The organism is Mycobacterium sp. NGS15 (genome assembly GCF_059813245.1).
The window spans coordinates 79,961-103,520 of the sequence record NZ_JCALEF010000001.1; the positions used below are offsets into that span (position 1 = coordinate 79,961).

The 23,560-nt window shown below is 64.5% G+C and carries 23 protein-coding genes; 12 read left to right on the forward strand and 11 right to left on the reverse strand.

From position 1 onward, the window contains the following. Nucleotides 1-349: 349 nt before the first annotated feature. A complete protein-coding gene (gene dnaA / locus AC5Y5C_RS00430) occupies nucleotides 350-1,825 on the reverse strand; it encodes a chromosomal replication initiator protein DnaA (RefSeq protein ID WP_499968020.1) in 1,476 nt (491 codons plus the stop codon). A 121-nt stretch (nucleotides 1,826-1,946) separates the two neighbouring features. After that, on the reverse strand, nucleotides 1,947-2,351 hold the full coding sequence (locus AC5Y5C_RS00435; protein ID WP_499968021.1) for a hypothetical protein: 405 nt from the start codon (nucleotides 2,349-2,351) through the stop codon (nucleotides 1,947-1,949). 73 nt (nucleotides 2,352-2,424) lie between these two features. Between AC5Y5C_RS00435 and rpmH the strand changes: the two genes are divergently transcribed. The 9 genes from rpmH to AC5Y5C_RS00480 all read left to right on the forward strand — a co-directional run bounded on the left by rpmH (nucleotide 2,425) and on the right by AC5Y5C_RS00480 (nucleotide 8,683). Next, the gene (rpmH, locus tag AC5Y5C_RS00440) at nucleotides 2,425-2,568 is read left to right on the forward strand and encodes a 50S ribosomal protein L34 (protein ID WP_030097696.1); all 144 of its coding nucleotides are present in this window, start codon (nucleotides 2,425-2,427) and stop codon (nucleotides 2,566-2,568) included. A gap of 24 nt (nucleotides 2,569-2,592) precedes the next feature. Further along, nucleotides 2,593-2,976 (forward strand): ribonuclease P protein component, encoded by a 384-nt coding sequence (gene rnpA / locus AC5Y5C_RS00445; RefSeq protein ID WP_499968022.1) that lies wholly within the window; start codon nucleotides 2,593-2,595, stop codon nucleotides 2,974-2,976. Further along, on the forward strand, nucleotides 2,973-3,257 hold the full coding sequence (gene yidD, locus AC5Y5C_RS00450; protein WP_134066813.1) for a membrane protein insertion efficiency factor YidD: 285 nt from the start codon (nucleotides 2,973-2,975) through the stop codon (nucleotides 3,255-3,257). The genes rnpA and yidD overlap by 4 nt, the downstream gene beginning before the upstream one ends. After that, a complete protein-coding gene (gene yidC / locus AC5Y5C_RS00455; RefSeq protein WP_499968023.1) occupies nucleotides 3,250-4,347 on the forward strand; it encodes a membrane protein insertase YidC in 1,098 nt (365 codons plus the stop codon). Before yidD ends, yidC begins: the two co-directional genes overlap by 8 nt. A 41-nt stretch (nucleotides 4,348-4,388) precedes the next feature. Then, nucleotides 4,389-4,934 carry a Jag family protein gene (locus AC5Y5C_RS00460; RefSeq protein ID WP_499968024.1) on the forward strand — a complete coding sequence of 182 codons (546 nt, stop codon included), beginning with the start codon at nucleotides 4,389-4,391 and terminating at the stop codon, nucleotides 4,932-4,934. 49 nt (nucleotides 4,935-4,983) lie between these two features. Continuing rightward, the gene (rsmG, locus tag AC5Y5C_RS00465; protein WP_499968025.1) at nucleotides 4,984-5,697 is read left to right on the forward strand and encodes a 16S rRNA (guanine(527)-N(7))-methyltransferase RsmG; all 714 of its coding nucleotides are present in this window, start codon (nucleotides 4,984-4,986) and stop codon (nucleotides 5,695-5,697) included. 22 nt (nucleotides 5,698-5,719) lie between these two features. Further along, nucleotides 5,720-6,664: a ParA family protein gene (locus AC5Y5C_RS00470; protein WP_499968027.1), complete on the forward strand. Its 945-nt coding sequence runs from the start codon at nucleotides 5,720-5,722 to the stop codon at nucleotides 6,662-6,664. Nucleotides 6,665-6,728: 64 nt separating this feature from the next. Then, nucleotides 6,729-7,712: a ParB/RepB/Spo0J family partition protein gene (locus AC5Y5C_RS00475; protein WP_499968029.1), complete on the forward strand. Its 984-nt coding sequence runs from the start codon at nucleotides 6,729-6,731 to the stop codon at nucleotides 7,710-7,712. A gap of 254 nt (nucleotides 7,713-7,966) precedes the next feature. Next, nucleotides 7,967-8,683: an acetyltransferase gene (locus AC5Y5C_RS00480; RefSeq protein WP_499968031.1), complete on the forward strand. Its 717-nt coding sequence runs from the start codon at nucleotides 7,967-7,969 to the stop codon at nucleotides 8,681-8,683. A gap of 134 nt (nucleotides 8,684-8,817) precedes the next feature. Here the strand turns inward: AC5Y5C_RS00480 and AC5Y5C_RS00485 are convergent, their stop codons facing one another. Then, complete coding sequence (locus AC5Y5C_RS00485) at nucleotides 8,818-9,459, reverse strand: TetR/AcrR family transcriptional regulator (RefSeq protein ID WP_499968033.1); 642 nt, start codon at nucleotides 9,457-9,459, stop codon at nucleotides 8,818-8,820. A 141-nt stretch (nucleotides 9,460-9,600) separates the two neighbouring features. Between AC5Y5C_RS00485 and AC5Y5C_RS00490 the strand changes: the two genes are divergently transcribed. The 3 genes from AC5Y5C_RS00490 to AC5Y5C_RS00500 all read left to right on the forward strand — a co-directional run bounded on the left by AC5Y5C_RS00490 (nucleotide 9,601) and on the right by AC5Y5C_RS00500 (nucleotide 12,314). Next, nucleotides 9,601-10,449 carry a hypothetical protein gene (locus AC5Y5C_RS00490; RefSeq protein WP_499968035.1) on the forward strand — a complete coding sequence of 283 codons (849 nt, stop codon included), beginning with the start codon at nucleotides 9,601-9,603 and terminating at the stop codon, nucleotides 10,447-10,449. Nucleotides 10,450-10,536: 87 nt separating this feature from the next. Beyond that, the gene (locus tag AC5Y5C_RS00495) at nucleotides 10,537-12,096 is read left to right on the forward strand and encodes a cytochrome P450 (RefSeq protein ID WP_499969248.1); all 1,560 of its coding nucleotides are present in this window, start codon (nucleotides 10,537-10,539) and stop codon (nucleotides 12,094-12,096) included. Next, entirely contained in the window at nucleotides 12,093-12,314 is a 222-nt protein-coding gene (locus AC5Y5C_RS00500; protein WP_499968037.1) for a ferredoxin, read from the forward strand. Before AC5Y5C_RS00495 ends, AC5Y5C_RS00500 begins: the two co-directional genes overlap by 4 nt. Here AC5Y5C_RS00500 and AC5Y5C_RS00505 read toward each other — a convergent pair. The 8 genes from AC5Y5C_RS00505 to AC5Y5C_RS00540 form a co-directional block, all read right to left on the reverse strand. Further along, a complete protein-coding gene (locus AC5Y5C_RS00505) occupies nucleotides 12,311-13,498 on the reverse strand; it encodes an N-acetylmuramoyl-L-alanine amidase (protein WP_499968039.1) in 1,188 nt (395 codons plus the stop codon). The two genes, AC5Y5C_RS00500 and AC5Y5C_RS00505, sit on opposite strands and share 4 nt — an antisense overlap. Before the next feature lie 135 nt (nucleotides 13,499-13,633). Then, nucleotides 13,634-13,963: a thioredoxin gene (trxA, locus tag AC5Y5C_RS00510; protein ID WP_499968041.1), complete on the reverse strand. Its 330-nt coding sequence runs from the start codon at nucleotides 13,961-13,963 to the stop codon at nucleotides 13,634-13,636. Nucleotides 13,964-13,992: 29 nt separating this feature from the next. After that, complete coding sequence (trxB, locus tag AC5Y5C_RS00515; protein ID WP_499968043.1) at nucleotides 13,993-14,970, reverse strand: thioredoxin-disulfide reductase; 978 nt, start codon at nucleotides 14,968-14,970, stop codon at nucleotides 13,993-13,995. Nucleotides 14,971-15,143: 173 nt separating this feature from the next. Beyond that, the gene (locus tag AC5Y5C_RS00520; protein ID WP_499968045.1) at nucleotides 15,144-16,043 is read right to left on the reverse strand and encodes an RsmA family anti-sigma factor; all 900 of its coding nucleotides are present in this window, start codon (nucleotides 16,041-16,043) and stop codon (nucleotides 15,144-15,146) included. A gap of 85 nt (nucleotides 16,044-16,128) precedes the next feature. Beyond that, nucleotides 16,129-16,713, reverse strand: coding sequence for an RNA polymerase sigma factor SigM (gene sigM, locus AC5Y5C_RS00525; RefSeq protein WP_499969249.1), 585 nt, complete (start codon nucleotides 16,711-16,713; stop codon nucleotides 16,129-16,131). A gap of 250 nt (nucleotides 16,714-16,963) precedes the next feature. Next, the gene (locus AC5Y5C_RS00530) at nucleotides 16,964-20,401 is read right to left on the reverse strand and encodes a murein biosynthesis integral membrane protein MurJ (protein ID WP_499968047.1); all 3,438 of its coding nucleotides are present in this window, start codon (nucleotides 20,399-20,401) and stop codon (nucleotides 16,964-16,966) included. Then, the gene (locus AC5Y5C_RS00535; RefSeq protein WP_499968049.1) at nucleotides 20,389-22,704 is read right to left on the reverse strand and encodes a DUF6049 family protein; all 2,316 of its coding nucleotides are present in this window, start codon (nucleotides 22,702-22,704) and stop codon (nucleotides 20,389-20,391) included. Before AC5Y5C_RS00535 ends, AC5Y5C_RS00530 begins: the two co-directional genes overlap by 13 nt. Continuing rightward, nucleotides 22,701-23,516 (reverse strand): NUDIX hydrolase, encoded by an 816-nt coding sequence (locus AC5Y5C_RS00540; protein WP_499968051.1) that lies wholly within the window; start codon nucleotides 23,514-23,516, stop codon nucleotides 22,701-22,703. Before AC5Y5C_RS00540 ends, AC5Y5C_RS00535 begins: the two co-directional genes overlap by 4 nt. Nucleotides 23,517-23,560: the final 44 nt, after the last annotated feature.

The window sequence follows — 23,560 nt, forward strand, 5'->3', positions numbered from 1 at the left end:
GTATTAGTAGGTCCTGTGGAATCTGTGGACAGACAAGTGTTGTCGCACGATAGAGGGCAGGTGGGGTTGTCAGGACTTTGTGGATTCGGACGGGGTTGTCGGCCGGAGGATGTGGACCGGATGTCATTCCTTCAGCAACTTCCAACTGATTCCAGGTTTGCCCCACAGCAGTGCACAGGACTGTGCACAACCTCCGCTGGTGTGGATGTGACGTGTGAGCCTCACGAGGTGACGAAAAATCACCGAGAAAAATCTCGAAAAGTCTTGAGATAGGCGTCCGTTGAGAGCCGAAGCCGGCGGTGTACGACAAAAAACCCGGCCGCGCGGGCCGGGTCGGAGAGGAATCAAGTCAGTGGCGGGAGCGCTGGCGGATCCGCGCGGTGAGCTCCTTGACGTGATCGAAAACCTCACGCCGCTGCGCCATTTCGCCGCGCACCTTTTTGTCGGCGTACATGACGGTGGTGTGGTCACGCCCGAACGTCTGGCCGATTTTGGGCAGTGACAAGTCGGTGAGCTCGCGACACAGGTACATGGCGATCTGGCGTGCCTGTGCCAGCGCTCGTGTCTTACCAGGCCCACGAAGCTCTTCAAGGGTGGTATCGAAGTACTCGGCAGTGACGGCCATGATCGTGGCCGCGCTGATCTGGATGGCGTTGGAGTCCGGGATGAGGTCGCGCAGCACGATCTCTGCGAGCGGCAACTCGATCGGCGACTTGTTCAGCGACGCGAACGCTGTCACCCGGATGAGGGCACCTTCAAGTTCGCGGATATTGCGTTCGATCCGGCTGGCGATCAGCTCGAGCACATCGTCGGGAACGTCGAGTCGATCCATCTGCGCCTTCTTGCGCAGAATCGCGATCCGGGTTTCCAGTTCGGGGGGCTGAACATCGGTGATGAGGCCCCACTCGAAGCGGGTACGCAGCCGGTCTTCGAGAGTGGCCAGGCCCTTCGGCGGCCGGTCAGACGAGATCACGATCTGCTTGTTGGCATTGTGCAAGGTGTTGAAGGTGTGGAAGAACTCTTCCTGGATACCTTCCTTGCCTTCGATGAACTGGATGTCATCTACCAGGAGAACATCGATGTCGCGGTAGCTGCGTTTGAACGCGACCCGGCGGTCATCACGCAAAGAGTTGATGAAGTCGTTGGTGAACTCTTCGGTAGACACGTACTTGACGCGCATCCCAGGGAACAGGCGCTGGGCGTAGTTCCCCGCGGCATGCAGCAGATGAGTCTTGCCCAACCCGGATTCACCCCAGATGAACAACGGGTTGTAGGCCCGGGCGGGGGCTTCGGAAACAGCGACAGCCGCTGCGTGGGAGAACCGGTTGGACGCGCCGATGACGAAAGATTCGAAGGTGTAGCGGGCGTTGAGGCTCGCGTCGGGGGTTTCCGCCTTATCGGCTCCGCCGGGGCGGTTGATGAAGTACGAGGGCCACGATTCGTGTGCGCTAGCAAGCGCCTCGGTGGTCTCATCGACCTCGTCGAGCTCGAGTTCTGGAGCTGCTCCGGCGACCTCCGAATCTTCGCCAGGAGCCGGTGCTGCGATTCGTACACCCAGTTCGACGTTCTCGCCGAGCCGCCGGGAAAGAGCTTCGACGATGGGTCCGCGCAGGTGCCGTTCGATCTCGTTTTGCACGAAACTGGATGGCACGGAAAGCAGCGCGAAGCCCTCGGCCATCGTGAGTGGTTTGACCAGAGTGAGCCAGGCGCGCTGCTGCGGCGTCAACGGCGGAAAACTAGACAGATACTGATGGTCGTCACCGTTGAGCTCTGCGACGACGGTATTCCATACCGCCGTGAACTGGGAATTCAGTTCATCAGTCAACGGCGAGCATCTCTCTTATTGGAGGGGACACGTCGACATTAGCCCCTTTTCAATGATCGGTCGTGGCTTTCCACACGGTTATCCACACCTGTGGACAACAAAGCCGACCACCTCGTGGTGGTCAGCGTACGCATACCAGGAGATCACGTGAGATCACCTGTTCCGGGGGACCGGCTAGTCGGTGTCCGACCGCGATCGGCATCGGCCCGTGTGGGTGGTTCCGATGTCTTCGCCCGGTGGAAACGGCATTCGCAGAAGCTAACAGTTTTTGTGGCGCCCCGCCAACCGATCCGGAGACATCGGCGACAACTTTCGTAAAGGTGACAGACTTCTGTGCAGAGGGGATACGCGTGTGACGGTTGTGATCAGTTTGACCGGCGCCGAGCAGGTCAGTACCCTCAAACAGTCGCCCGAACGTTGGCGGCACGGCCGCGAACCGCACGTCATCAGGGATGAAACCCGAGATTCCGTAGGCACCGCGCCGGTGGCGAGTGAGCAGTACCAACGGACTGATGCGTCTCAGCACATCGCATGCGTCGTGAACGAACGGCGTGAGTGATGTCAGTTGAGTACGTGACGGACATAAAGGAGTAGTAGCGGTGGCAAAGGGCAAGCGGACCTTCCAGCCAAACAATCGGCGTCGCGCACGCACTCACGGTTTTCGGTTGCGCATGCGCACCCGCGCCGGCCGCGCGATCATTGCCGTCCGGCGTCGTAAGGGCCGCAAGGAACTGACTGCCTGAGTTTCGGGCACAGGTAGGTAGTCGGTGTTACCGACTCGACACCGGATGACTAAATCATCCGAATTCCGGCAGACCGTCAAGCGTGGTGTGCGAAGCGCCCACGCCGACTTGGTAATTCACCTGCAGCGTGGTTGTGTGGGCTCTGCCTCCGAGCCCGCTGAGGGTCCCAAGATCGGGCTGATCGTCGGAAAGTCGGTCGGTGGAGCAGTGGTACGCCACCGCGTGTCGCGCCGCCTTAGGCATGTCGCCGCAGAAATGCTGCCCGGACTCGATCCCGTGGACCGCATAGTGATCAGGGCTTTGCCCAGCAGCGGCACCGCACTGTCGGCGAGCTTGCGTCAGCAATTGCGGGACGGAATCGATCGGTCGGTACGACGGCAGGAACCAGCGCCAGAACGGCAGCGATGAGAAGCCGCCCCGCGCGGGCCGCGATCTTCTTGATCCGCCTGTACCAGACCTGGATCTCACCGATGCGGCTGCCTAGTTGCCGATTCATGCCGACCTGTAGCCAGTACGCGGTCGAGGCATTGAGTGTGCACGGACTGGTCCGCGGCGGTTGGTTGGCGACGATCCGCTTACTGAAATGTGGGCCGTGGCATCACGGCGGGTGGGACCCGATCCCTGAACGCCATACCAAGCACGGGGACGTAGAGCACGCGAGCGTGCGGAGGAGTACAGCGGATGTTTGATTGGTTCAGTCTCGGGTTCATCTATTACCCGGTCTCGGCGATCATGTGGGTTTGGTACAAGCTGTTTGCGTACCTGTTGGGGCCCAAGAACTTCTTCGCCTGGGCACTGTCGGTGATGTTCCTGGTGTTCACCCTCCGCGCGATTCTGTACAAGCCATTCGTGCGGCAGATCCGGACCACCCGACAGATGCAGGAGCTGCAGCCACAAATCAAGGCGCTGCAGAAGAAGTACAAGAACGACCGCCAGCGCATGGCGCTGGAGATGCAGAAGCTGCAGCGCGATCACGGCTTCAACCCGATCCTCGGGTGCCTGCCGATGCTGGCGCAGATTCCGGTATTCCTGGGCCTGTTCCACGTGCTGCGCTCGTTCAACCGAACTACCGGTGGCTTTGGCCAGGTGCATATGTCGGTGGAGGCGAACCGCGCCACGGGTAACTACATCTTCAGCGCGGGCGACGTCGCCAACTTCCTGGACGCCAACCTGTTCGGTGCACCGCTGGGCGCGACCATGATTCAGACAACGGGGCTGGATGCGTTCACTGAGTTCAATAGGTGGGCGGTGGCCGGTGTCGCGATCCCATTGATGGTGCTCGCCGGTGTCGCGACCTACTTCAACAGCCGGGCATCGATTGCGCGTCAGAGCCCGGAGGCGCAAGCGAACCCGCAGACCCAGATCATGAACCGGTTGGCGTTGTACGTCTTTCCGTTGGGCGTGGTGGTCGGTGGACCATTCCTGCCGCTGGCGATCATTCTGTACTGGGTGGCGAACAACATCTGGACATTCGGGCAGCAGCATTACGTCTTCAACCACATCGCCAAGGAAGAAGAAGAGAAGAAGCAGGCAGAGCTGGAGCGGCGGGCAGCCAACGCCCCCAAGCCGGGTGCCAAGCCGACACGCGGCGGTAAAAACCAACCGACCAAACAAGCAGACGAGTCCGACAACAAGGCCGACAGTGCCGAGGTTGCGGAGTCCGGCGGTACGGGCGAGGACACCGGGGGACCGGCTTCCCCTAACTCCACAAATGGATCAGGCACGACGAGCCGCACCCCGAAGCCAGGTGCCCGGCCCGATCGTCGCCGCAAGCGCTAACCGCCCGCGATTCTGCACGGGCGTGACAAAGGAGAAGAACGATGACTGATCTGGACACTCAAGCCGAGGAGACCACGGCCGAGGTCGACGTCGCACCGGAGGGTGAGACACGCACAGGGGACCTTGAAGAACGTCTGGTTGCCGAGGGCGAGATCGCCGGTGACTACCTGGAGGAGCTGCTGGACCTCCTGGACTTCGATGGCGATATCGATCTGGATGTCGAAGGGGACCGCGCGATCGTCAGCATCGACGGCGGTGGCGATCTGACGAAGCTCGTGGGCCGCAAGGGCGAGGTACTCGATGCCCTCCAGGAGCTGACCCGCCTGGCGGTCCAGCAGAAGTCCGGCGAGCGCAGCCGCCTCATGCTGGACATCGCGAACTGGCGCGGCCGGCGCCGCGACGAGCTGGCGGCGTTGGGCACCAAGATCGCGCAGCAGGTACTGGAGTCCGGTGAGCGCGAGGAGCTCGCACCGATGACCCCATTCGAGCGAAAGATCGTGCACGACGCTGTCGCGGCGATCGACGGCGTACACAGCGAGAGCGAAGGCGTGGAGCCGTCGCGTCGCGTCGTCGTCCTGCACGACTGACCGCCACTAAATCCCATCCATGTAATTCTGTGGCCGCGCTCCGGGAGGAATGTTTCACGTGAAACACGGCGAGAACCTCCCGGTGCCGGAGGCCGCGGCCGGGGTATTCGGCGAGCGGCTTCCGGCCGCGGTCGAGTACGTTGAGGCGCTCGCGACGATTGGTGTGGAGCGGGGTCTGATTGGACCCCGCGAGGCCAACCGGTTGTGGGAGCGTCACATTCTCAATAGCGCGGCTCTGGGCGAGCTGCTTGATCCCGCGGAGCGTGTGATCGACGTCGGGAGCGGCGCGGGCCTGCCGGGCATTCCGCTGGGTATCGCACGCCCCGATGTCGATATCGTTCTCGTCGAGCCGATGCTGCGCCGCACCGACTTCCTCCGTGAAATGATCGAGCGGCTGGGTCTGACTAACGTTTCGGTGACGAGGGGCCGTGCTGAGGAGCCGAGTGTTGTGGCGGCGATCGGTGGTGCCGACGCGGTCACCTCTCGAGCGGTCGCGGCACTCGACAAGATCGGCCGCTGGTCTCTTCCGTTGACGCGGGTCGGTGGACGCATGTTGGCGATCAAAGGTGATCGCGCCGATGAAGAAGTGCAGCAGTTCGGTAACGCGCTGAGCCTGCTTGGCGCTGATGATGTGAGGGTGGTGCAATGTGGCACGCGGTACCTCGATCCGCCCACCACGGTGGTGGTCGCGCGGCGGAAAGAATGCGACGGAGACCGCCGGCGGAGCAGCTCCCGCGGCGGGATGCGAAAGCGGAGCCGATGAGCATCCGATCAAGGAGACGACAGTGAGTAGCGACGATGTTTCACGTGAAACAGGCGCAGCGGGTGACGGCCACCGATCGCCCGCGAACTTCGAGGAGTCGGAGACCCCGATTGGTGCGGCCGCCCAACGTGCGACCCAAATAAAGCAGGGATCGGTCCGACTCCCGAAGCCGGCGCATCGCAGGATGCTGACGATTGCCAACCAAAAGGGCGGCGTCGGGAAGACCACGACTGCAGTGAACCTCGCCGCAGCGATGGCGATGCAGGGACTCAATGTTCTGGTGATCGACCTGGACCCGCAGGGCAATGCGAGCACGGCGCTGGGTGCCGATCATCGGGCGGGCACGCCGTCGTCATACGAGGTTCTCCTCGGCGAGATTCCCATCAAGGACGCGATCCAATCCAGCCCGCAGAGCGAGCACCTGTTCTGCGTCCCGGCGACGATTGACCTCGCAGGCGCCGAGATCGAGTTGGTCTCGATGGTCGCCCGCGAAGGGCGGTTGCGCGGTGCAATCGCCGGGCTGCCCGTCGACGCCTTCGACTTCGTCTTTATCGACTGCCCGCCGTCGCTTGGTCTGTTGACGGTCAACGCACTCGTCGCCACCAACGAGGTACTGATTCCCATCCAGTGCGAGTACTACGCGCTGGAGGGTGTGGGGCAGCTGCTGCGCAACATCGAACTCGTCCAGGCCCACCTGAATCCCGCGCTGCACGTCTCCACGATTCTGCTGACCATGTACGACGGCAGGACGAAGCTCGCGGATCAGGTGGCCGATGAAGTGCGTAGCCACTTCGGCCCGAAGGTACTGAGCTCGGTCATCCCGCGTAGCGTCAAGGTCTCCGAGGCGCCGGGGTACGGGACCAGCGTCCTCGAATACGATCCGGGTTCACGTGGTGCCCTGAGCTACTTGGATGCCGCGCGCGAACTCGCGCAGCGGCCGAGCCTGTCGGCGAGTGATCCGCAATGAGCGGTGTGCGCTACGGGAAGATGATCACGTGTGCCGAGTGGATGCGAAAAGGGAGAAGTAACCGATGAGTCAGTCGCCAGCATCACGGCGTAAGGGCGGACTCGGCCGGGGCCTGGCGTCCCTCATCCCGACCGCACCGGCGGACGGCTCCACCGCCCCGTCAGGTCCACGTCTGGGCGACGCGGCAGCCGATGTGGTTATCGGTGGCGGCCCCACGGCGCCGGTAACGCCGTCGGCCGATATCGGTGCGGTCTACCGCGAGATCCCGGTGACAGCCATCAAGCCCAATCCCAAGCAGCCGCGCCAGGTATTCGACGAGGAGGCGCTCGCCGAGCTGGTCCACTCGATCCGTGAGTTCGGCGTGATGCAGCCAATCGTGGTGCGTGCGGTTGAGGGCGGCGACTATCAACTCGTCATGGGGGAGCGGCGGTGGCGAGCCACGCAGCAGGCCGGCTTGGACACCATCCCGGCGATCGTCAGGGAGACGGCCGATGACAATCTGCTTCGCGATGCGCTGCTCGAGAACATCCATCGAGCACAGCTGAACCCCTTGGAAGAGGCCGCCGCCTACCAACAGCTCCTCGACGAGTTCGAAGTGACGCATGAGGAACTGGCCGCCCGGATCGGTCGGTCGCGACCGGTGATCTCCAACATGATTCGACTGCTGCGTCTGCCCATCGCGGTGCAACGTCGGGTCGCGGCGGGTGTGTTGTCGGCCGGGCATGCGCGTGCACTGCTCGCCCTCGATGGTGGAGCTGAGGCGCAGGAGGAGCTCGCCGCGCGGATCGTGGCCGAGGGGATGTCGGTGCGTGCCGCGGAGGAAGCGGTGACGCTGGCGAACCGCAGTGACGCCCCCAAACCGGTGCCGCGCCGCAAGCCGATCCAGATGCCCGGTCTTCAGGATGTCGCCGAGCGACTGTCGGGTACCTTCGACACCCGCGTGACGGTGAGCCTAGGCAAGCGCAAGGGCAAGATCGTCGTCGAGTTCGGTTCCGTCGAGGATTTGCAGCGAATTGTCGACATGATGTCCGGCGAAGCAACGTCCTAGCCCACAGGGGAAAAACGTCACAGTGACGTGTAGCCCGCTAAAATCCGACTGAGCCACGAAAGCACTTGGTAAACAAGGGATTTCGATTCCACAGGGTAGTGGCATGCCCGGCTCCGGCGCGGGCAGCAGTTTCGGCACATCACGACGAGGCCGACGGGTGCCAAACCAGAAATTTCGCATATCCTTGAGTGGTTGCCGGACGCATGAGGCGTGCCGCGCACTATGGTGACCAGACGCGGAGGCGTACAAGACCAGTGTCGGCTCGGATCGTTCCTTTGCGGCTCGATGGTTTCGAGCAGCTGCCCAAGCATGCCCGGCGGTGTGTCTTCTGGGAAGTGGACCCCGCTACCGTCGGAGATAGTCAGCACCTGTCGGACCCGGAGTTCGAGAAGGAAGCTTGGCTGTCGATGGTCATGCTCGAGTGGGGGTCGTGCGGTCAGGTTGCCATCACGGGTCCGCAGTCTCGGCCCGCCACCGTGGGGTACGCGTTGTACGCGCCGCCCGGAGTGGTGCCACGAGCCCGGTTGTTCCCGACGGCCCCCGTCAGCGCGGATGCAGTTCTGTTGACTTCCCTGGGGGTGGAGCCGGGGCACGAGTCAGACGGCTTGCCGCACAGCATCATCGCCAACGTAGTCGCCGAGCTGGTGCGCCGTGGTGTGCGTGCATTGGAAGCGTTCGGCCGGACGAGTGAGGCGCTGGAGTTATGCGAAGGATCGTTGGCGCGGCATTCCGAGGCGGCGGATGTGTTGGGGGAGTGCACCATCGAGCAGTGCATGATCGACGTGGAATTTCTGAAGGATGTGGGCTTCACGGTGGTGGCGCCGCACCAGCATTTTCCGAGACTGCGATTGGAGCTCGATAGCGGGCTCGGCTGGAAGGCAGACGTGGAGGCCGCTTTGGAGCGGCTGCTGGAATCTGTGCAGATTCCGCAAACGGCCGGGGCGGGTCCGGTGGTGGGCGCTGCGTTCTAGCAGCGTCTCCGAAGAGCTCGGCTCACCTCACGGTGGATGTGCGGGGAAGGATGCGGCGCATCGCCGGTGACGCTCACACCAGCGCCCGGTGCACTGATTTCGATAGCGAGATGTCCCGGTGTGTGTCCCACCCCTCAAGGGGCGATCCCCCGGCAGACGAGGTCGGCGGTGGCACGCACTCTAGACGCGAGAATGTCTTGATCGGGATCGTGCCCGTACCGGGCGAGCACTCCAAGCGGAATGCCTGCTACCGAATCAGCGACGGCCTCGACGTCGATGTCCGGCCGCACGTAACCGGATTCGATCCCATCGCGTAGTAAACCGGCGAGAACCGAGGCCCCGGCATCGAATACGTGGCAGAACTGTGCGGTCATCTCGGCATCCACGGCGGCGCCCTGCTGCAGCATCAAGCGTGACAGCCGTGGATCGGCGACGACCATTCCGATGTAGGCAAGGCCGAGATTCACTGCGAAATCATGGAATTCGTCCAGTGATGTGATGCGGCCGGGCAGCGTATGACTGAGAGTCTCGATGGTGCGTTGTGTGGCGTGCCGGACCACGTGTTCGAGAATGTCGCGCTTGTTGGCGAAATATCGATAGAACATGGAGTGCCCGGTGCCGAGCCGCTCCGCGATATGCGCGATGGACGTCTGGTGATATCCGCGCTCGGAGAACTCCGCAAGGGCGGCCTCGACCACCTCTTCTTTGACGAGCTCGCTGCGGCGGGCGCGTTGCCGATCGGCCATCCGGATCGGCGATCCCGATGGGTCCACCATGCGGCCGAGGATAGCCGACCACCGAGGTCCAGGACCAGCCATGTCCGCAAGCGGAATCATTTGTCTCGAATTGATTGACTTGTTCTCGAACCAGACACTACTGTCCGAGTCGGACCTGTAGGCGTCGGCGAAAGGACACTTGTGATCACACGGCTCAGCGCGGGCGCAGAGTGGGGGGCGCCACCGGTCATTCATGGCGAACAGTGGTGGGCTTGGACAGTTGTCGCCGTACTCGTGGCGTGCCTTGTGATCTCGCTTGTCTGGGTGGTCTGGATGACCAAACGCCGGCACGAAGACGCCCTGATGTACTGGCTCATCATGCTCAGCGGGGTGACGATATTGCCCTATTTCGTCGAACCGTGGCTCGATGTCATCGGCGCCACCACATATATGACCAATGTCTTGCCGTACGTCACCATTGCGGATCGGCCATTACCGATCTTCGTGCCCCTGGTGTGGGCGGGCACAGCACCCACGGCGTTGGTGGTGTACGAGATGATGAAGAAGGGCTGGGCCGCCTGGACACTCATCGTATTCGCGGTGGTGTTCGGAATCGCCGAATGCATCGGCGAGATGGTCAACAGTCATTTCGGCCTGATGTACTACTACAGCAACAACGCGCTGGTCTTCGGTGTGCCCCTGCCCAGTCTGGTGCAAAACGGTGGATTCTTGGTCGTGATCGCGTGGGTCCTCGTCGTGATGCGGCCGCATATGCGCGGTTATCGTTGGGCGATCATCCCGTTCGTGGCGCCCGGAGCGTATCTCGCATACACCATCATCTGTACGCTGCCAAACTATTTCGCGATTCATTTGGGGCTGACGCCCGGGCCGTCGTGGGTGCTGGCAATCTTGTCAACGGTGCTCAACTTCCTGGCTGTCGTGATCGTGGCGTACTCACCGACATGTCAGCGCTACCGCGACGAGGTCGGGGCCAGAGTGTTGGGACCGGCCCGTAGCGCGTCGGTCAAGCATCCCGTTCCGGCAGCGTAATCGGACTCTCCGGAAGAGGAACTGATGAATATCCCGCAGCCACCGTTGGTCTCGACCACCGCCGAGGCCTGCCCGTTGGAGACGCACATGCATACCAAATCCCAAAGTGCCGCAGCAGATCAGCGTCTACCGCGTGAACTGGCTGGGCCATGGGGACCGTTACCGATGAATCCTACGGTGCACGAAGTTAACGAGATCGGTAGGGCGCGTGGAAGATTCGCCTCCTTGAGGCATGACCCGTGGGGGTTAACCCGCGCAGGGATACCGTTGGCGTCTAGCGCAGTACGTGGTGTGGGGAGCTCTGCGCTCACCCCGCCCGGCCCTGTTGGGCTACCCATGATGGGGAGCGTCCTGGAGATGCGGCGCGAACCCTTCGAGTTCTTTCGGCGCTGCGCCAACGAGTACGGCGATATCTACAGGGTCCCATTTCCTTTGGGCGGGAACATCGTGGTGGTAAACCATCCGGACTATGCCAGCCAGGTGATGGATGATCCGGTGGGCCGATACAGCATGATCGGACCGGGCCAGGCGGCGATGGGCATGATCGGTGCGGCGATTCCGATGCTGGAGGGGGAGAAGTTCCGGCAGCGGCGCCGGATGCTCATGCCGATGTTCGGACGCCGCCACCTGGCCCGGGTGGCCGAGGTGATCGCCGAGGAGTTCGTCAGCCGAGTCGACCGATGGTCACAGTGGGTTGACACCGGTCAGGCGGTGGACCTGCAACACGCCATCGCGCAGGTGACCTTGCCGGCATTCCTTCGCGCGATGTTCTCGTCGGCGATCACCGAGCAGGAGATCCACGAAACCGATATCGATTTAAGAACTTTCATGTCGCTGATGGCCTCGGTGACGCTGATGAGTCCGGTGCCGCGGCTGTTTCCGTTGCCCGGACGGGAGTCCGCACCCAAGTCCATGTGGAGACTCTGGCGATTGACGCGGCGACTGATCGAGGAGCGCCGACGGAATCCTGTCGAGACGCCGGACCTGTTGAGCCTGTTGTTGGAGGCCACCTACGATGACGGAAGTCCTTTGTCCGAACGAGATCTCAGTATGGAACTGATGATCTTGATGGCCGGTGGATATGAGACGGTGGTGGCGTCGCTGTCATGGACGCTCGCGCTGGTGCTGGCGCACCCCGAGCACCTCGCACGTCTGTATACAGAGGTCGGCGCATTACACGGAGCGCTCCCCACCCCGGACGACTTACCCAAGTTGGCTTGGGCGAAAGCGTGTTTCGACGAGGGGCAGAGACTGCAGGGCCACCCCCTCAATCCGCGGTTCGCGATGGAAGACGACGTGATCGGCGGGTACTTCATCCCGCGGCACACCATAGTCGGCCCGTCGCTGTACTCGATGCATCGAGATCCACGATGGTGGGTGGATCCGGACTGCTATGACCCCAACCGATTCATGGACGAGGCGCTGGTAAAGGAGCGTCCACGGTTGGCGTTCATGCCATTTGGATCGGGTAGACACCACTGTCTGGGTACCGGCATGGCGTACATGAACGCACAGTTCTTGCTGGCGATCATCTTCCAGAGATATCGCTTGACGCTACCGAAGGGCTGGAAGCCCAAGCACCACTTCAATTTTTCGGTGACTCTAGCTGACGGATTGCCCGTCACACTGACGAGGGCATGCCGATGAGCACGCCCGGGGGCGGCTTCACCGTGACCGTCGATCAGGACCTGTGCATGGGCTCGGGATATTGCGCCGCGCAGCACCCGGACCTGTTCGTTATGGATGCAGACGGAACTGCCGTGCCGCGCAGGGCCGGGGCGCTACGTCAGGACGAAGCTGAGGAGGCCGCCGCAGCGGCTCACGTGTGCCCGGCGAGCGCCATCGAGGTGGGACGCCGGAGCTAGCTCCCGGCAGACAATTCGTGGGCCAGCAGCTCGTCGAAAGTGAATGTGCCAGTGGGCCTGTCGTTCTTGCCGAGCAGGTACACGCGTTTGACCGCAGCCAGGATGGACTCGGCGACCACATCGCGGTAGTGCGCGGCGCTGAGGATGGAGACGTCGTTCGGCGACGTGATGTATCCGATGTCCACCTGCACGGTGGGCATCCGAGTGAGACGCAGCAGATCCCAGGTGCGGCCGTGCGCGCGGCAGTCACGTAACCCGGTGCGCGCGGCTACTTCTCGTTGAATGAAGTCGGCCAGCATGTGTCCGATGGTGGACACCGAGCCGTGCAGGTTGCCAAAGTGGTAGGACGCGACGCCGCTGGCCGCCACCGTGGGCTGTGAGTCGAAACGCAGGCTGATCATCAGGTCGGCACCCACGTTGTTGGCGTAGGTGGCGCGCTCGATGTCGGTGGGGTTGTTCTGGATGGCGCGCGAGATGTAGGTATCCATCCCGATGGCGGTCATCCGCCCCTCGAGGCGGCTTGCCAAGTCCCACAAGATATCTGCTTCGCTGGTCGGGCCCTCGCGGCCGGGCACGATGACGCCGCGGTCGGATCCTCCGAGACCGGGGTCGATCACGATGCGTTTTCCCGACAACTGTGGCCCGGCGTTACGGACGTGCTCGGTCTCGCGAATCGCGTGCGCAGACCCGCCGGTGACGTGCCGGCCCAACAACTGGAAGGAACGCAGGGTCTCCGGTCCACAGATACCGTCGGCGGTTAGCCCGTACTCCCGCTGGTACGACATCAGCGAGTTGTAGGTCTGCAGGCCGAAGTTGCCGTCCACCAGGCCGGTGTAGAACCCGAGATCTTGCAGGCGTTTCTGCAGAGTCGCCACGTCGTCGCCGTACATGGGCGCGGAGAACTGGTGGAAAAGAGTGCGCGCCCCGAGACGGTACGAGGCTTCCTTAAGGGTCCGATAGGTCGCCGCGCCGACAATGCCGTCGACCAGCAGGCCGCGCCGCTGCTGAAACGCCCGCACGGCATCATCCAACGTCGCATCGAAGTGGTCCACCAGGACATGTCGGCCGGTCGCCAGGATCTCATCGGGGTCCTCGAGGAACCCGAGTGCGGTGAGCACCTCGCGCACCTCGGTGACGGCGGGGCCTCGATCGCCGTGGCGAATGTTCGACGCGCCTGTCGTCATACTCCGCCTTTCGCAAGAAACCGCACTACCACCGACCGGACAGCGGCTGCCCGTCGTCGGGACGGCAATATTGTCTCAGATGCCTAGGCGATGGGCGAAACTCCCGGCCCCGTCGACCGGCTGGTGTCGGGCCGCTTAGACGACCCCATCCAGCTCGCGCAGCAACGCCGACTTGCTCTTGGCGCCGACGATACGCTTGGTTGCCTCACCGTTCTGGAACAGGATCAGCGTGGGGATGGAGGTCACCTGGAATGCGCGGGCTGTCTCCGGGTTGGCGTCCACGTCCAGCTTGGCGATGGTAAGCGCGTCGCCGTGGTCCTTGGCGATCTCCTCCAGCACCGGGGCCACCATCTTGCAAGGCCCGCACCAGGTCGCCCAGAAATCGACCAGCACCGGCTTGTTGCTGGATACGACGTCCTGCTGGAACGAGTCGTCGGTGACGGTAACGGTTGCGTGGTCGCTCATAAATTCTCCTTTAATCAGTGGCGGTGAGGCTAAGCCTCGATGAGGGTCTGGGAATGCGCCGTTTCGGCAAGCCACCGTTCGGCGTCAATGGCTGCGGCACAGCCACTTCCGGCGGCGGTTACGGCCTGACGGTAGGTCCGGTCAACGAGGTCGCCTGCGGCGAACACGCCCTCCAGCGAGGTGTAGGTGCTCCTGTCCCGCACCAGCACGTATCCGTCGGGATCGACGTCTACGACGTCACGGACAAGTTCGCTACGGGGGTCGTGTCCGACCGCGACGAACATGCCGGTGACGGGCAGCTGCGAGGACTCCCCGGTGACCGCGTTCTCCAGCTTGAGTCCGGTCACCGAGTCGGTGCCCTCGACCCCGACGATCTTGGTGTTGGTCAGGACGTTGATCTTGGGATCTGCGTAGGCGCGCTCCAACATGATCTTGGAAGCGCGGAACTCGTCGCGGCGGTGGATGAGTGTCACGCTGCGGGCAAACCGTGTGAGGAATGTCGCCTCTTCCATCGCGGAGTCGCCGCCGCCGATGACGGCGATATCTTGATCCTTGAAGAAGAAACCGTCGCAGGTGGCACAGGAGCTCACGCCGCGGCCCAACAGGGTGTCCTCGCCTGGCACACCCAGGTACCGCGGTGCAGCGCCCATGGCCAGGATGACAGCGCGAGAACGGTAAACCTCGCTACCGACCGTGACGGTCTTCACGGAACCCCGCAGGGACACCTCGTCGACGTCTTCGGTACGCAGGTCGGCACCGAAGCGGATGGCCTGTTCACGCATCTGGTCCATGAGATCGGGCCCCATGATGCCCTCGCGGAACCCGGGGTAGTTCTCGACCTCGGTGGTGGTCATCAATGCACCGCCGAACTGGGTGCCTTCGAAGACGACCGGTTTGAGCTGAGCACGGGCTGCGTAGACCGCCGCGGTGTACCCAGCGGGCCCGGAGCCGATGATGATGAGCTCGTGGACGTCCGATTCGGGCTCGGTCGATACAACCTCCGACATGCGGTTCCCTTCTGATCCGATCTGAGCGCCTGTTCCACACCAGGCCATGCGAGTGCTGAAACAACAGCCTAGAGCGGGATGTTCCGCACGGGGCGGGCGGTGGGAGATATACGGGGCGGGTGGTGGGAGATATACGGGGCGGTGGTGGGAGATATACGGGGGTGGCCGGCCGTCTACCGGCCGGGTGTCGCGCCGATCCGGGTCTGGGCCACTCGCTGCGGATCCGACTGGTTGCATCCGGGCCGAACGGCCACGGCCAACAGTTCGCCCGGGCGTTCGGTGGGCAGCACCATCAGCACCGCCGGGCCGTCGACATCGAGGGTCTGCGCGCCGAGCACCGGCGTCGAGGCGGGGAGTCCGAGACCGATGAGGCAGGACGCGCGCCGGGCCGCGTCCTGGAGATCGCCGAACGCGGGAGTGCGGCCTACGAGCGCAGTGATCTCGTTGCCGGAGATGGGGAAGGGTGGCTCACCCATCGCGCCTTGCGCGGGTAACTCCGGCGCCACGGGGGCGCCCGTCTTGGGTGCGATTTGTTGCGATAGCGATGGACCCGCGACGGCGGTGGTGGTTTCGGAGGCGCGGTGATTGTTCTGCGCGACCACGGTCATCGCGACGGCGACACAGGCGGCCGCCGCCAACCCGGCGCTGGAGTATGCGATCCAGCGACGCTTTGCCGCGGGGCGCCGCCGATGATCCAGTGAGACCGGACCGGTGACCAAGTTAAGAGAGGGGTCGACGGGCCGTACGGCATTTGCAGCTACCGCGGGCAACGTGGACTTGGCCGACTCGGTATGCAACGCGGCAACGATTTTTTCGACGACGGACTCGGGCACCTCGGGCGCGGGGCTGTCCATCCACGCCACCAGGTCGGCACGCACGTGATCCAGGGCGGCGAGCACCGTGCGCGCATCCGGATCCTGCTCTGCCCGTTGCCGAAGCACGTCGGCGTCGCCAGCGTCATATACGCCGGCTTGCAGGTCGGCCAGCACCTCAAGTGACAGCGGTACCTGAGCGAGGTTCACCATCTCGAGGTTACCTGCGCCTTCGGGGCTGTCCGGGGAGCTGCTGACCATTTGAGTTCATTGTTCCCATATCCAGCTACCGCTGGCCACGCCAGTTGCCCAATTGGTGGGCGGATCGTGACACGGTGGCACACGGCTAGTAGTCGATGGTTTCCGGTTCGACGGAGCCGGCCTTGTCGAGATAGTGCAGGGCGACGGCCAGGCGGGCGCGTGCTCGCGCACAGCGGCTCTTCACCGTGCCCTCCGGCACACCGAGCAGCTCAGCGGCATCAGCCACCGAGTATCCCTGCATATCGACTGCTATGACCGCGGCGCGCTGTTCGGCGGGCAGCCGTAGCAGGGCCTTCTGGATGACGATCGAGGTGTCGATACTGGTCGAAGGGTCATCGAGGGTGTAGACGTCCTCGTCGAGTTCGATCGGACTGTGTGCCTTGGTGCGACGCATCCGGTCCAGGCAGGCGTTCACGACAATGCGGTACAGCCAGCTGGTGACGGCGGCGTCATTGCGGAAATTGGCGGCTCCGCGGTGGGCCGACAGCATCGCTTCCTGGAGCGCGTCGGCGGCATCCTCGGGGGTGCGGCTCGTGGCCCGGGCAAGTCGGTAGAGCCGCCGGTGGTGCCGGCGGAACAGTTGTTCGAAGGCTGAAGGATCACCGGCGACGTGGGCAGCCAGCAGCTCGGCGTCCGAGTGCTGAGGAGTCGTGAGAACCCCCTGAACCATGCCCACACGCGCACAGTAATCAAAAATGGGTGGCGGCGTCGACCACGGGGCCACCCCACAGCAAACTGTCATACAACTTTCAACAATACGTAACAGTGATATGCGTAACTGGACAACCTGAACTGCATTTCAGTGGCCAAATCTGAGGTTGCCATCGGGTTTCAACTACCGCGAAAAATATAGCGACAGAAATTGCGGAACCATACTGAAAGCCATTCGATAACTGCTCGCCTGTCAGGCGATCCTGCAGCTAGGAAGCAGTGGAGACGGTGATTTCGCCGATCTCCGCGTGGTGATCACCGTTGGTGGAGCCCAGCTTGTTGATCCAGACCAGCACGTGTGAGACCTGTGAGCTGCTGGTGATCGGAATCGTGGTTTTGCCGGACTGCAGCGTGGTGGTAGCGGAGATCTCCTTGGTGTCATTGAGGGAGCCGGGAGTGCCCGAGTCGGCAGAACGAATCTGCACTTGCGTTCCGACACTGTGAGATTCGATGGTCACGCTGCTCAGAGCACTTGCGGACTGCAGATCCAGCAGTAAGCCCACCCCGGGTTTGAAGAGCACCGGGAACGGATCGGCATCGGTGTAGGTGTCGGTTGCCCACGATGTGGAAGCGTTGCCGTCCACGGCCAGGCTCGCCTTGCCGGGCTGGTCGGCATCGGGGCCCGGAGGGAATACGGTCGCCTGCACAATCTTGGCCGGGCTACCTGGTTTCGCGGTGTTCCCGTCGGAGGACTGGGTGGGTAATCCGATGCCGATATTGATCTTGTCCAGGGGACCGACGTCGCCGAAGATCCGGGTGACCCAGACGCCTAGCGCGATGCACAGCGAGATGACGAGGACTCCGACCACGCCGAGCCCGATCAGGAAGATCTTGCGATGGCGGGCCGCTTCCTCAGGGTCCTCGTCGTCGAAATCCTCGATATCTTCGTCAACGCCGGAGTCCTCCGGACCCGCCTGGGGCCCCTGGGGCCGGCCGACCTTCAGCGCCTGCGTGGGTGCGGCGGCGGCAGGCTCCAGCATGGTGGTGTGGTCGACGCTCGCGATGGCCGATTCCAGCCCGTCGAGCAGGTCGGCGGCAGAACCGGGATCATCGCTCAGCGCACGGGAGGCCACATCGGAGATCTCCGCGGGCACAGTGGGCACAATCACGCGCGCCTCGACGGGCAGACCGTCGGGAGCCCGACTGGCACCGGGGAGCCCGCTTGGCTGGCCGGTTTCGGCCAGCGGCCAGCGGCGCGTGGTCAGCGCATACAGGGTGGCGCCCAGGCCGTGAACGTCCTCGTCCGCGGTGGCCGAGGACAGTGTGGCGGGGAACGCGAGCACGGCGTCCCCGTCGATGCTGATACGCACGCGATCGGGGTGATCGATGCTCAGCGCGGTCCCGGCCTCAAAGGCCGCGTCGGCGGCCTCCGCGAGGGATCGGACCGCGCGGCTGGCACCCACGGCGGAGGGTTCGGTATCGGCGACCTCGCGCAGCGAACCGCCCCGGACCCACTGCGCGACGACGATGCCGCCGGTTCCCTCGCGCACGGCGTCCAGTACGCGGGCCAGGCCTGCTGACCCGATCTTGCTGAGCCGCAGGGTATTCGAGAGGATGTCCTGCACCTGATCGGAGGTGAAGGTGGCGCCGTCGATGATGGTGAGCGCCACCGGCCGGTTCAGCTCGGTATCGGTGGCCTGCCAGAACTGCAGCCCGTCGGGGCCACCGTGCGGGGCGAGCAGACGGTAGCGGCCGTCCGCGATGCTGGCACCGGGCATCGCGGAGCCGGGTACTGCACCCCCGGACGGGGACTGGGTGGAAACAGACCGGGTCGATGACCCCGGGGTGTCTGTCACGGCCCTGCCCTTTCTCGTATCAGCACCGCCCCCGTGCGCTGGTTTGTTTGCGGCTGTCATGCCGGCGGCACTGTCGCCGCCGACTCGATCACCCGAATCAGGGTACGGCAGGGATGGCTGCGGGGAGTTGCCCATGACCGAAGCGTGATCTTGGACGCCGGCTCCGAGTCGACCGCCCAGGCGGCGCTGGAGCATGGAGACCACGCTCAGTGCCTCCGGGAGCCTGACTGCCACCATGAGCGCGAAGGTGATTGTCAGCATGACGGCGCTCAGGATGACCAACCGCAGAATCGAGCCCAGGCCGCCCGCCGCCCGGGTGAGCAGATCCAGGTCGAATCCGCGGTCGATGGCCAGGCCGATGGCCGCCGCGGTCGCCGAGACGGCGAGGGTGATCAGCACCGTACGGACCACTTCCGGACCGATGAGCGGCCCGGCGGCACGACCGATGCTTCGGCGCAACAGCAGGTATCCGCAGACCGCGCCTGCGACGAATCCGAAGCCATTGGCGGCACCGAGATAACCGGCCACCAGGCTGGGGTCGTCGGTGAGGTGCGGGGCCATCACCGAGCCGATGATCTTCACCGCGGTGATCACGACGATCATCAGCGTGGGCGTCCACGCCTCGTGTCGTGCATAGAACACCCGAAGTTGGAGCAATACAAGGGCGTACGCGATGAGGGTAAAGGACGAAAGCGAGATCGAGAGCCCGAGGTAGTGGGCGTCGCCGAGGGTGAAGTTCCCGTAGGCGGAGAGCGCCGGGCCCATCGCCGGACCGCCGACGGTCATCACCGCCACCACGGGGATCAGCACGACCATCGTGAGCCGGGTGGCCAGCGATATGTCCCCGACGACGGCGCCTGTGTCCTCGGCGGCCGCGTTGCGGCTGAGCCGCGGCATGACTGCGGTGAGGATGGTTACGCCGACCACACCGTAGGGCAGCTGCAGGATCATCCAGGTCTGGTTGTAGATGATGGGGCCGGAATCGGCTGCGCCGGCGGCAATCCGGTTGGTGATGACGAACCCGAGCTGGCTGATCGCCACGTACGCGAACATCGCCGTGGCCATACCGGCGAACTGTTTGAGCCGGTCGTCAACCCCCCACAGCGGTCGCAGCGGGATCCGCTGGCGACGGATGGCAGGGATGAGGACCAAGGCCTGGGTGACCACGCCGAGCGTGGTGCCGATGCCGAGTACCAGGAGTTTCGGATCGCTCATCCGTGTCGGGTCGAGGGTGAGCTGACCGGGCATCAGCCAGAACAGAATCAGGGCGGCGATCGCGACGACGTTGTTCCACACCGGAGCCCAGGCGGGGGGGCCGAACACATTGCGGGTGTTGAGGATCGCCATGAAGACCGAGGACAGCCCGTAGAAGAAGATCTGTGGCAGAAGCAAATATGCCAGTGCCGTGGTCAGCGGCGTGCTGACCTTCGGGTCTGCGCCGAGCATGAGTGAGGCGAGTAGCGGCGCGGCCAGGACCGACAGCACCGTTGTCAGCAGTAGCAGCGTGGTGGCGATGGTCAGCAGCTTGCGGATGAATGCGTGACCACCATCGGCGTCCTCCCGCTCGGCGCGGGTGAGCACCGGAATGAATATGGCGGTGAAGGTGGCCTCGAGCACCAGCGCGGCAATGATGTTGGGCAGCTGGTTGGCGGTCGAGAACGCGCTGGCCGACGCGGCGCCGAGCGCCGCGGTGATCAACAGCAGCTTGATGAACCCGGTGATCCGGCTGACCAGAGTGGCCACCGCCATCGAGCCGGAATGCGCGACGACGGCCGCGTCGGAGAGCTCTTCGATCGTGTCGTCGGATTCGGGATCGGGCAGAGGGTCCAGCGGCTTTCTCACGGCTGCCACCGGGGGCCGCTCCCGCTGGTGGGGGCTTCGTCCTCGCGGTCGAGGTCCGCACGGTCGGGCTGACCGCGGAACCGGTGCCACAGGCGCCGGCCCGTCAGCGCGAAGAGCACCGTGGCGGCACTGATGGTGATGAAGAACAGTGGCTTGCCGTAGGCATTGGAGTGCACGGACAGACGTACCGGATCTCCGAGGGGCAGGCCATCGGGCGTATGCAGCGTCACGTCTACCGCCATGCGTTGGGATACGTTGACCTCCACGGGCACCTTCACCGGCAAGAATCCGGGCGGAACCTCTTGCACACCAACGTCTGTCGCACTCATGCCGGCGGGCGTCTCGACGCGGAGGGCGACGCGGATCGGTACCGGAAGCTCGTTGCGCAGCACCAAGGGCAGCGGGCTGTGCTCGGTGGCCAGTGTGTACGAACCACCCGGATTGACGACGGTGACGGCGTTGAACAGATCGCCGACCGTGCGTCGGATGGCGGAGAGCCGTTCCTGAGCGGCGTCGTCACGCGCATCCGGCGGCACGCTTTGGCTCACGGCGCGCAACACGTCCTGGCGCAGCGGATCGGTGTACTGGACACCGGTGAGCCCCGTGCGTGCGTCCACGGTCAGAGCGGCGGTGAGACCCCACAGTCGGCGGACCTCGTCGCCCAACCCCAGCGATACCCCGTCGTCTACGGCACCGGGCGAATCCACTCCGAACGCGCTATCCACCGGGTTGGCCTGGGCGCCGGCACGAGCCTCTCCGATGACCGTCGGGAGTGGTCGGGGAATCGCGAGTCCGGCGTGCAGAAGAGTGGAGGTAGCGGACAGGATGGCGCGCGCCTCGCCATCAGACAGGTCCCAGGTGGCATCAGGCAGCAGAATCGTCTGCCGGGGAATCTGCTGGGGAGTGAGTGCCTGCCACGCCATCGCGCCGAGTGCGTCCTGCATCCGGGCTACGCGCGAATCGTGCTGCAATGCAAAGCGAAGCGACTGCGGCACGTATTCGGGGGTGGTGGGTGTGCGACCGGTGGCGCTCAGCGCGGCGCCCACCGTCGGGTCAAAGGGTGCCGCGACGACGGTGTCGGACACTCGGCGCGGAGTGAAATCAGGCGGAGTCTCCTGATCCGAGGGCAGCGCCGACACCGCGACGGTGGGCCCCAGTCCGGTAAGCAGGTCTATCCCCGCTTTCGAGAGGTGGTCGCCGCCGAGGAGCGTGGCGCCGCGCAGGCTGTTGGTTCCCAGAATCTGGTCGAGGACGTCGGCAGCACCGGTGGTGGCCTGATGGGCGAGGCCTTCATCTGCCATCTGCGAGACAGCGTCCAGACCGGCCTGTGCGTAGGGCAGCGGTGTTGCGCACGTGTGCCTGGCCAATGCGCGCAGCCGGTCCAGCCATGCGATGGCGAGCCCCTGCCCGGTACCAGGGTGCACGGGGCCGGCAGGATCGGCTGCGTTGTCGAGAACCTGGTACCCCAGTGTCATCTCGTTCACCGTGACCAGCAGATCCGGGTCGACGGCCATGCAGACGGTGCGGCCTAGATCTCCCTTGGGGTCGACGGCCGCGTCGGTCGCGAATTCCAGGGCGCCTAATAGCGCGTCCAACCGGCCCCCGGGAGACAGAGAACGCTCCAGCTGATCATCGAGCAGCCGCACCGGTGTGGGTCCGCCGGGCTGGCCGGGCGCCAGCCGTGGGCGGTCGGCCAGAGGCCATAGCAGAGTCAGACCCACAGGGCGAGAGGTGTCGGGGGCGACCTCGGGCTCGGAGTCAGCACCGGTCGGGGGTGGAACTCCGAGAACGGGGAGGAGAAAACGGGCGTCGTCGAGCCGTGCGGGCGCCCCGTAGTCCGGGGTGCCGTTGACGTTCACCAAGGTCGGATACACCCCCGGTGTGGCGATGTTCCATGTCGGCCCGGTGCCGCCGCGCAACGGGAAGGCGAGCGTGAAGGGACGCTGTTGCCCTTGTGCGAGAGTCTCCGCGACAGTGACGAACTCGCCGACCGGCTGATACTGGTCATGGTGGCCATGAAGACTGGTGCGGAGCTCGGCGCTGGTGGCGACCGCTTCGGCGCGCTCCAGCCGAACAACGACATCGGTGACCGGGCGATCGCCGACGTTGATCACGGTGCCTCGCACGGTCACCGTCGAATCGGCGGTGGTGACGGTCTGGGGTGTCACCTCGTCGACGACGACCTTGAGGAACTGCCCGTCGCGATAGGCATGCGCGGGGGGTGCGGACCAGGGAGCGCCGAGCAGGACAAGCGCGAGGACGGCAAGTATTGCCGCCACACGCGTCGCGCTGCGATGCGTGAGTCGGATCATTGCTGTGGTCCGCGACCGGTTCGCCGGCCCGGTGTCCTATGGGTACTCGAGTGCGTTTGTGGGCGCCGTCGTGGCGTGGATTGCGGCAGGGGTGGCAGCGATTCGGTGCCCCCGGAGTGCAGCTTGTCGATCAGATCGCCGGCTACCTCGGCCAGCCGGCGTTCGTCGGCGTACGCCAGGCGGGTCGGCAGCTCGCCAAGGGGAACCCAGGCGACCTCGGTGACTTCGACGTCGTCGTCGGACAGCTCGCCACCCAGCGAGCGCATCAAATAGTGGTGCACGGTCTTGTGTACGCGGCGGCCCTCGGTGACAAACCAGTAGTCGATGCTGCCGAGTGCGGCGAGGACGCTGCCGCGGATTCCGGTCTCCTCGGCGACCTCGCGGATGGCGGTCTGCTCGGCGGTCTCGCCCTGTTCGATATGGCCCTTGGGCAGCGACCACAGCATCCGGCCGCGCCGGTCGGTCCGGCCGATCAGGGCCGCCACCTGGCCATCCTTGGGGCCGTCGATTCCGGCGATGACCAGGCCACCGGCCGAGGTTTCGCGGACGGTACGCAACGAGGTTCCTGCGGTGCCGCCCTTTGCGCGCCCGCGCCCTTTTCCGCGCGTGCCACCTGCCCCGGTGGATACGGGGGACGTGTCAGCGGTAGGTGCGGCCGCCGGAGTGCCGGCGCCTTGCGCCCGGCCCTGCGTTCGACCCTGCGACCGGTTGCGCCGACCGCGGCGCGACCCCCTGCCACGCGCTGGGGCGGGGTCCGAGCCGGGTTCGTCCGACGACCCACCCGCGCGAGAACCGCCGGAGGAGTCAGACACCCATGTGATAGTAGTTCCCGCTACTGAGAGGCCTCGCGATACGC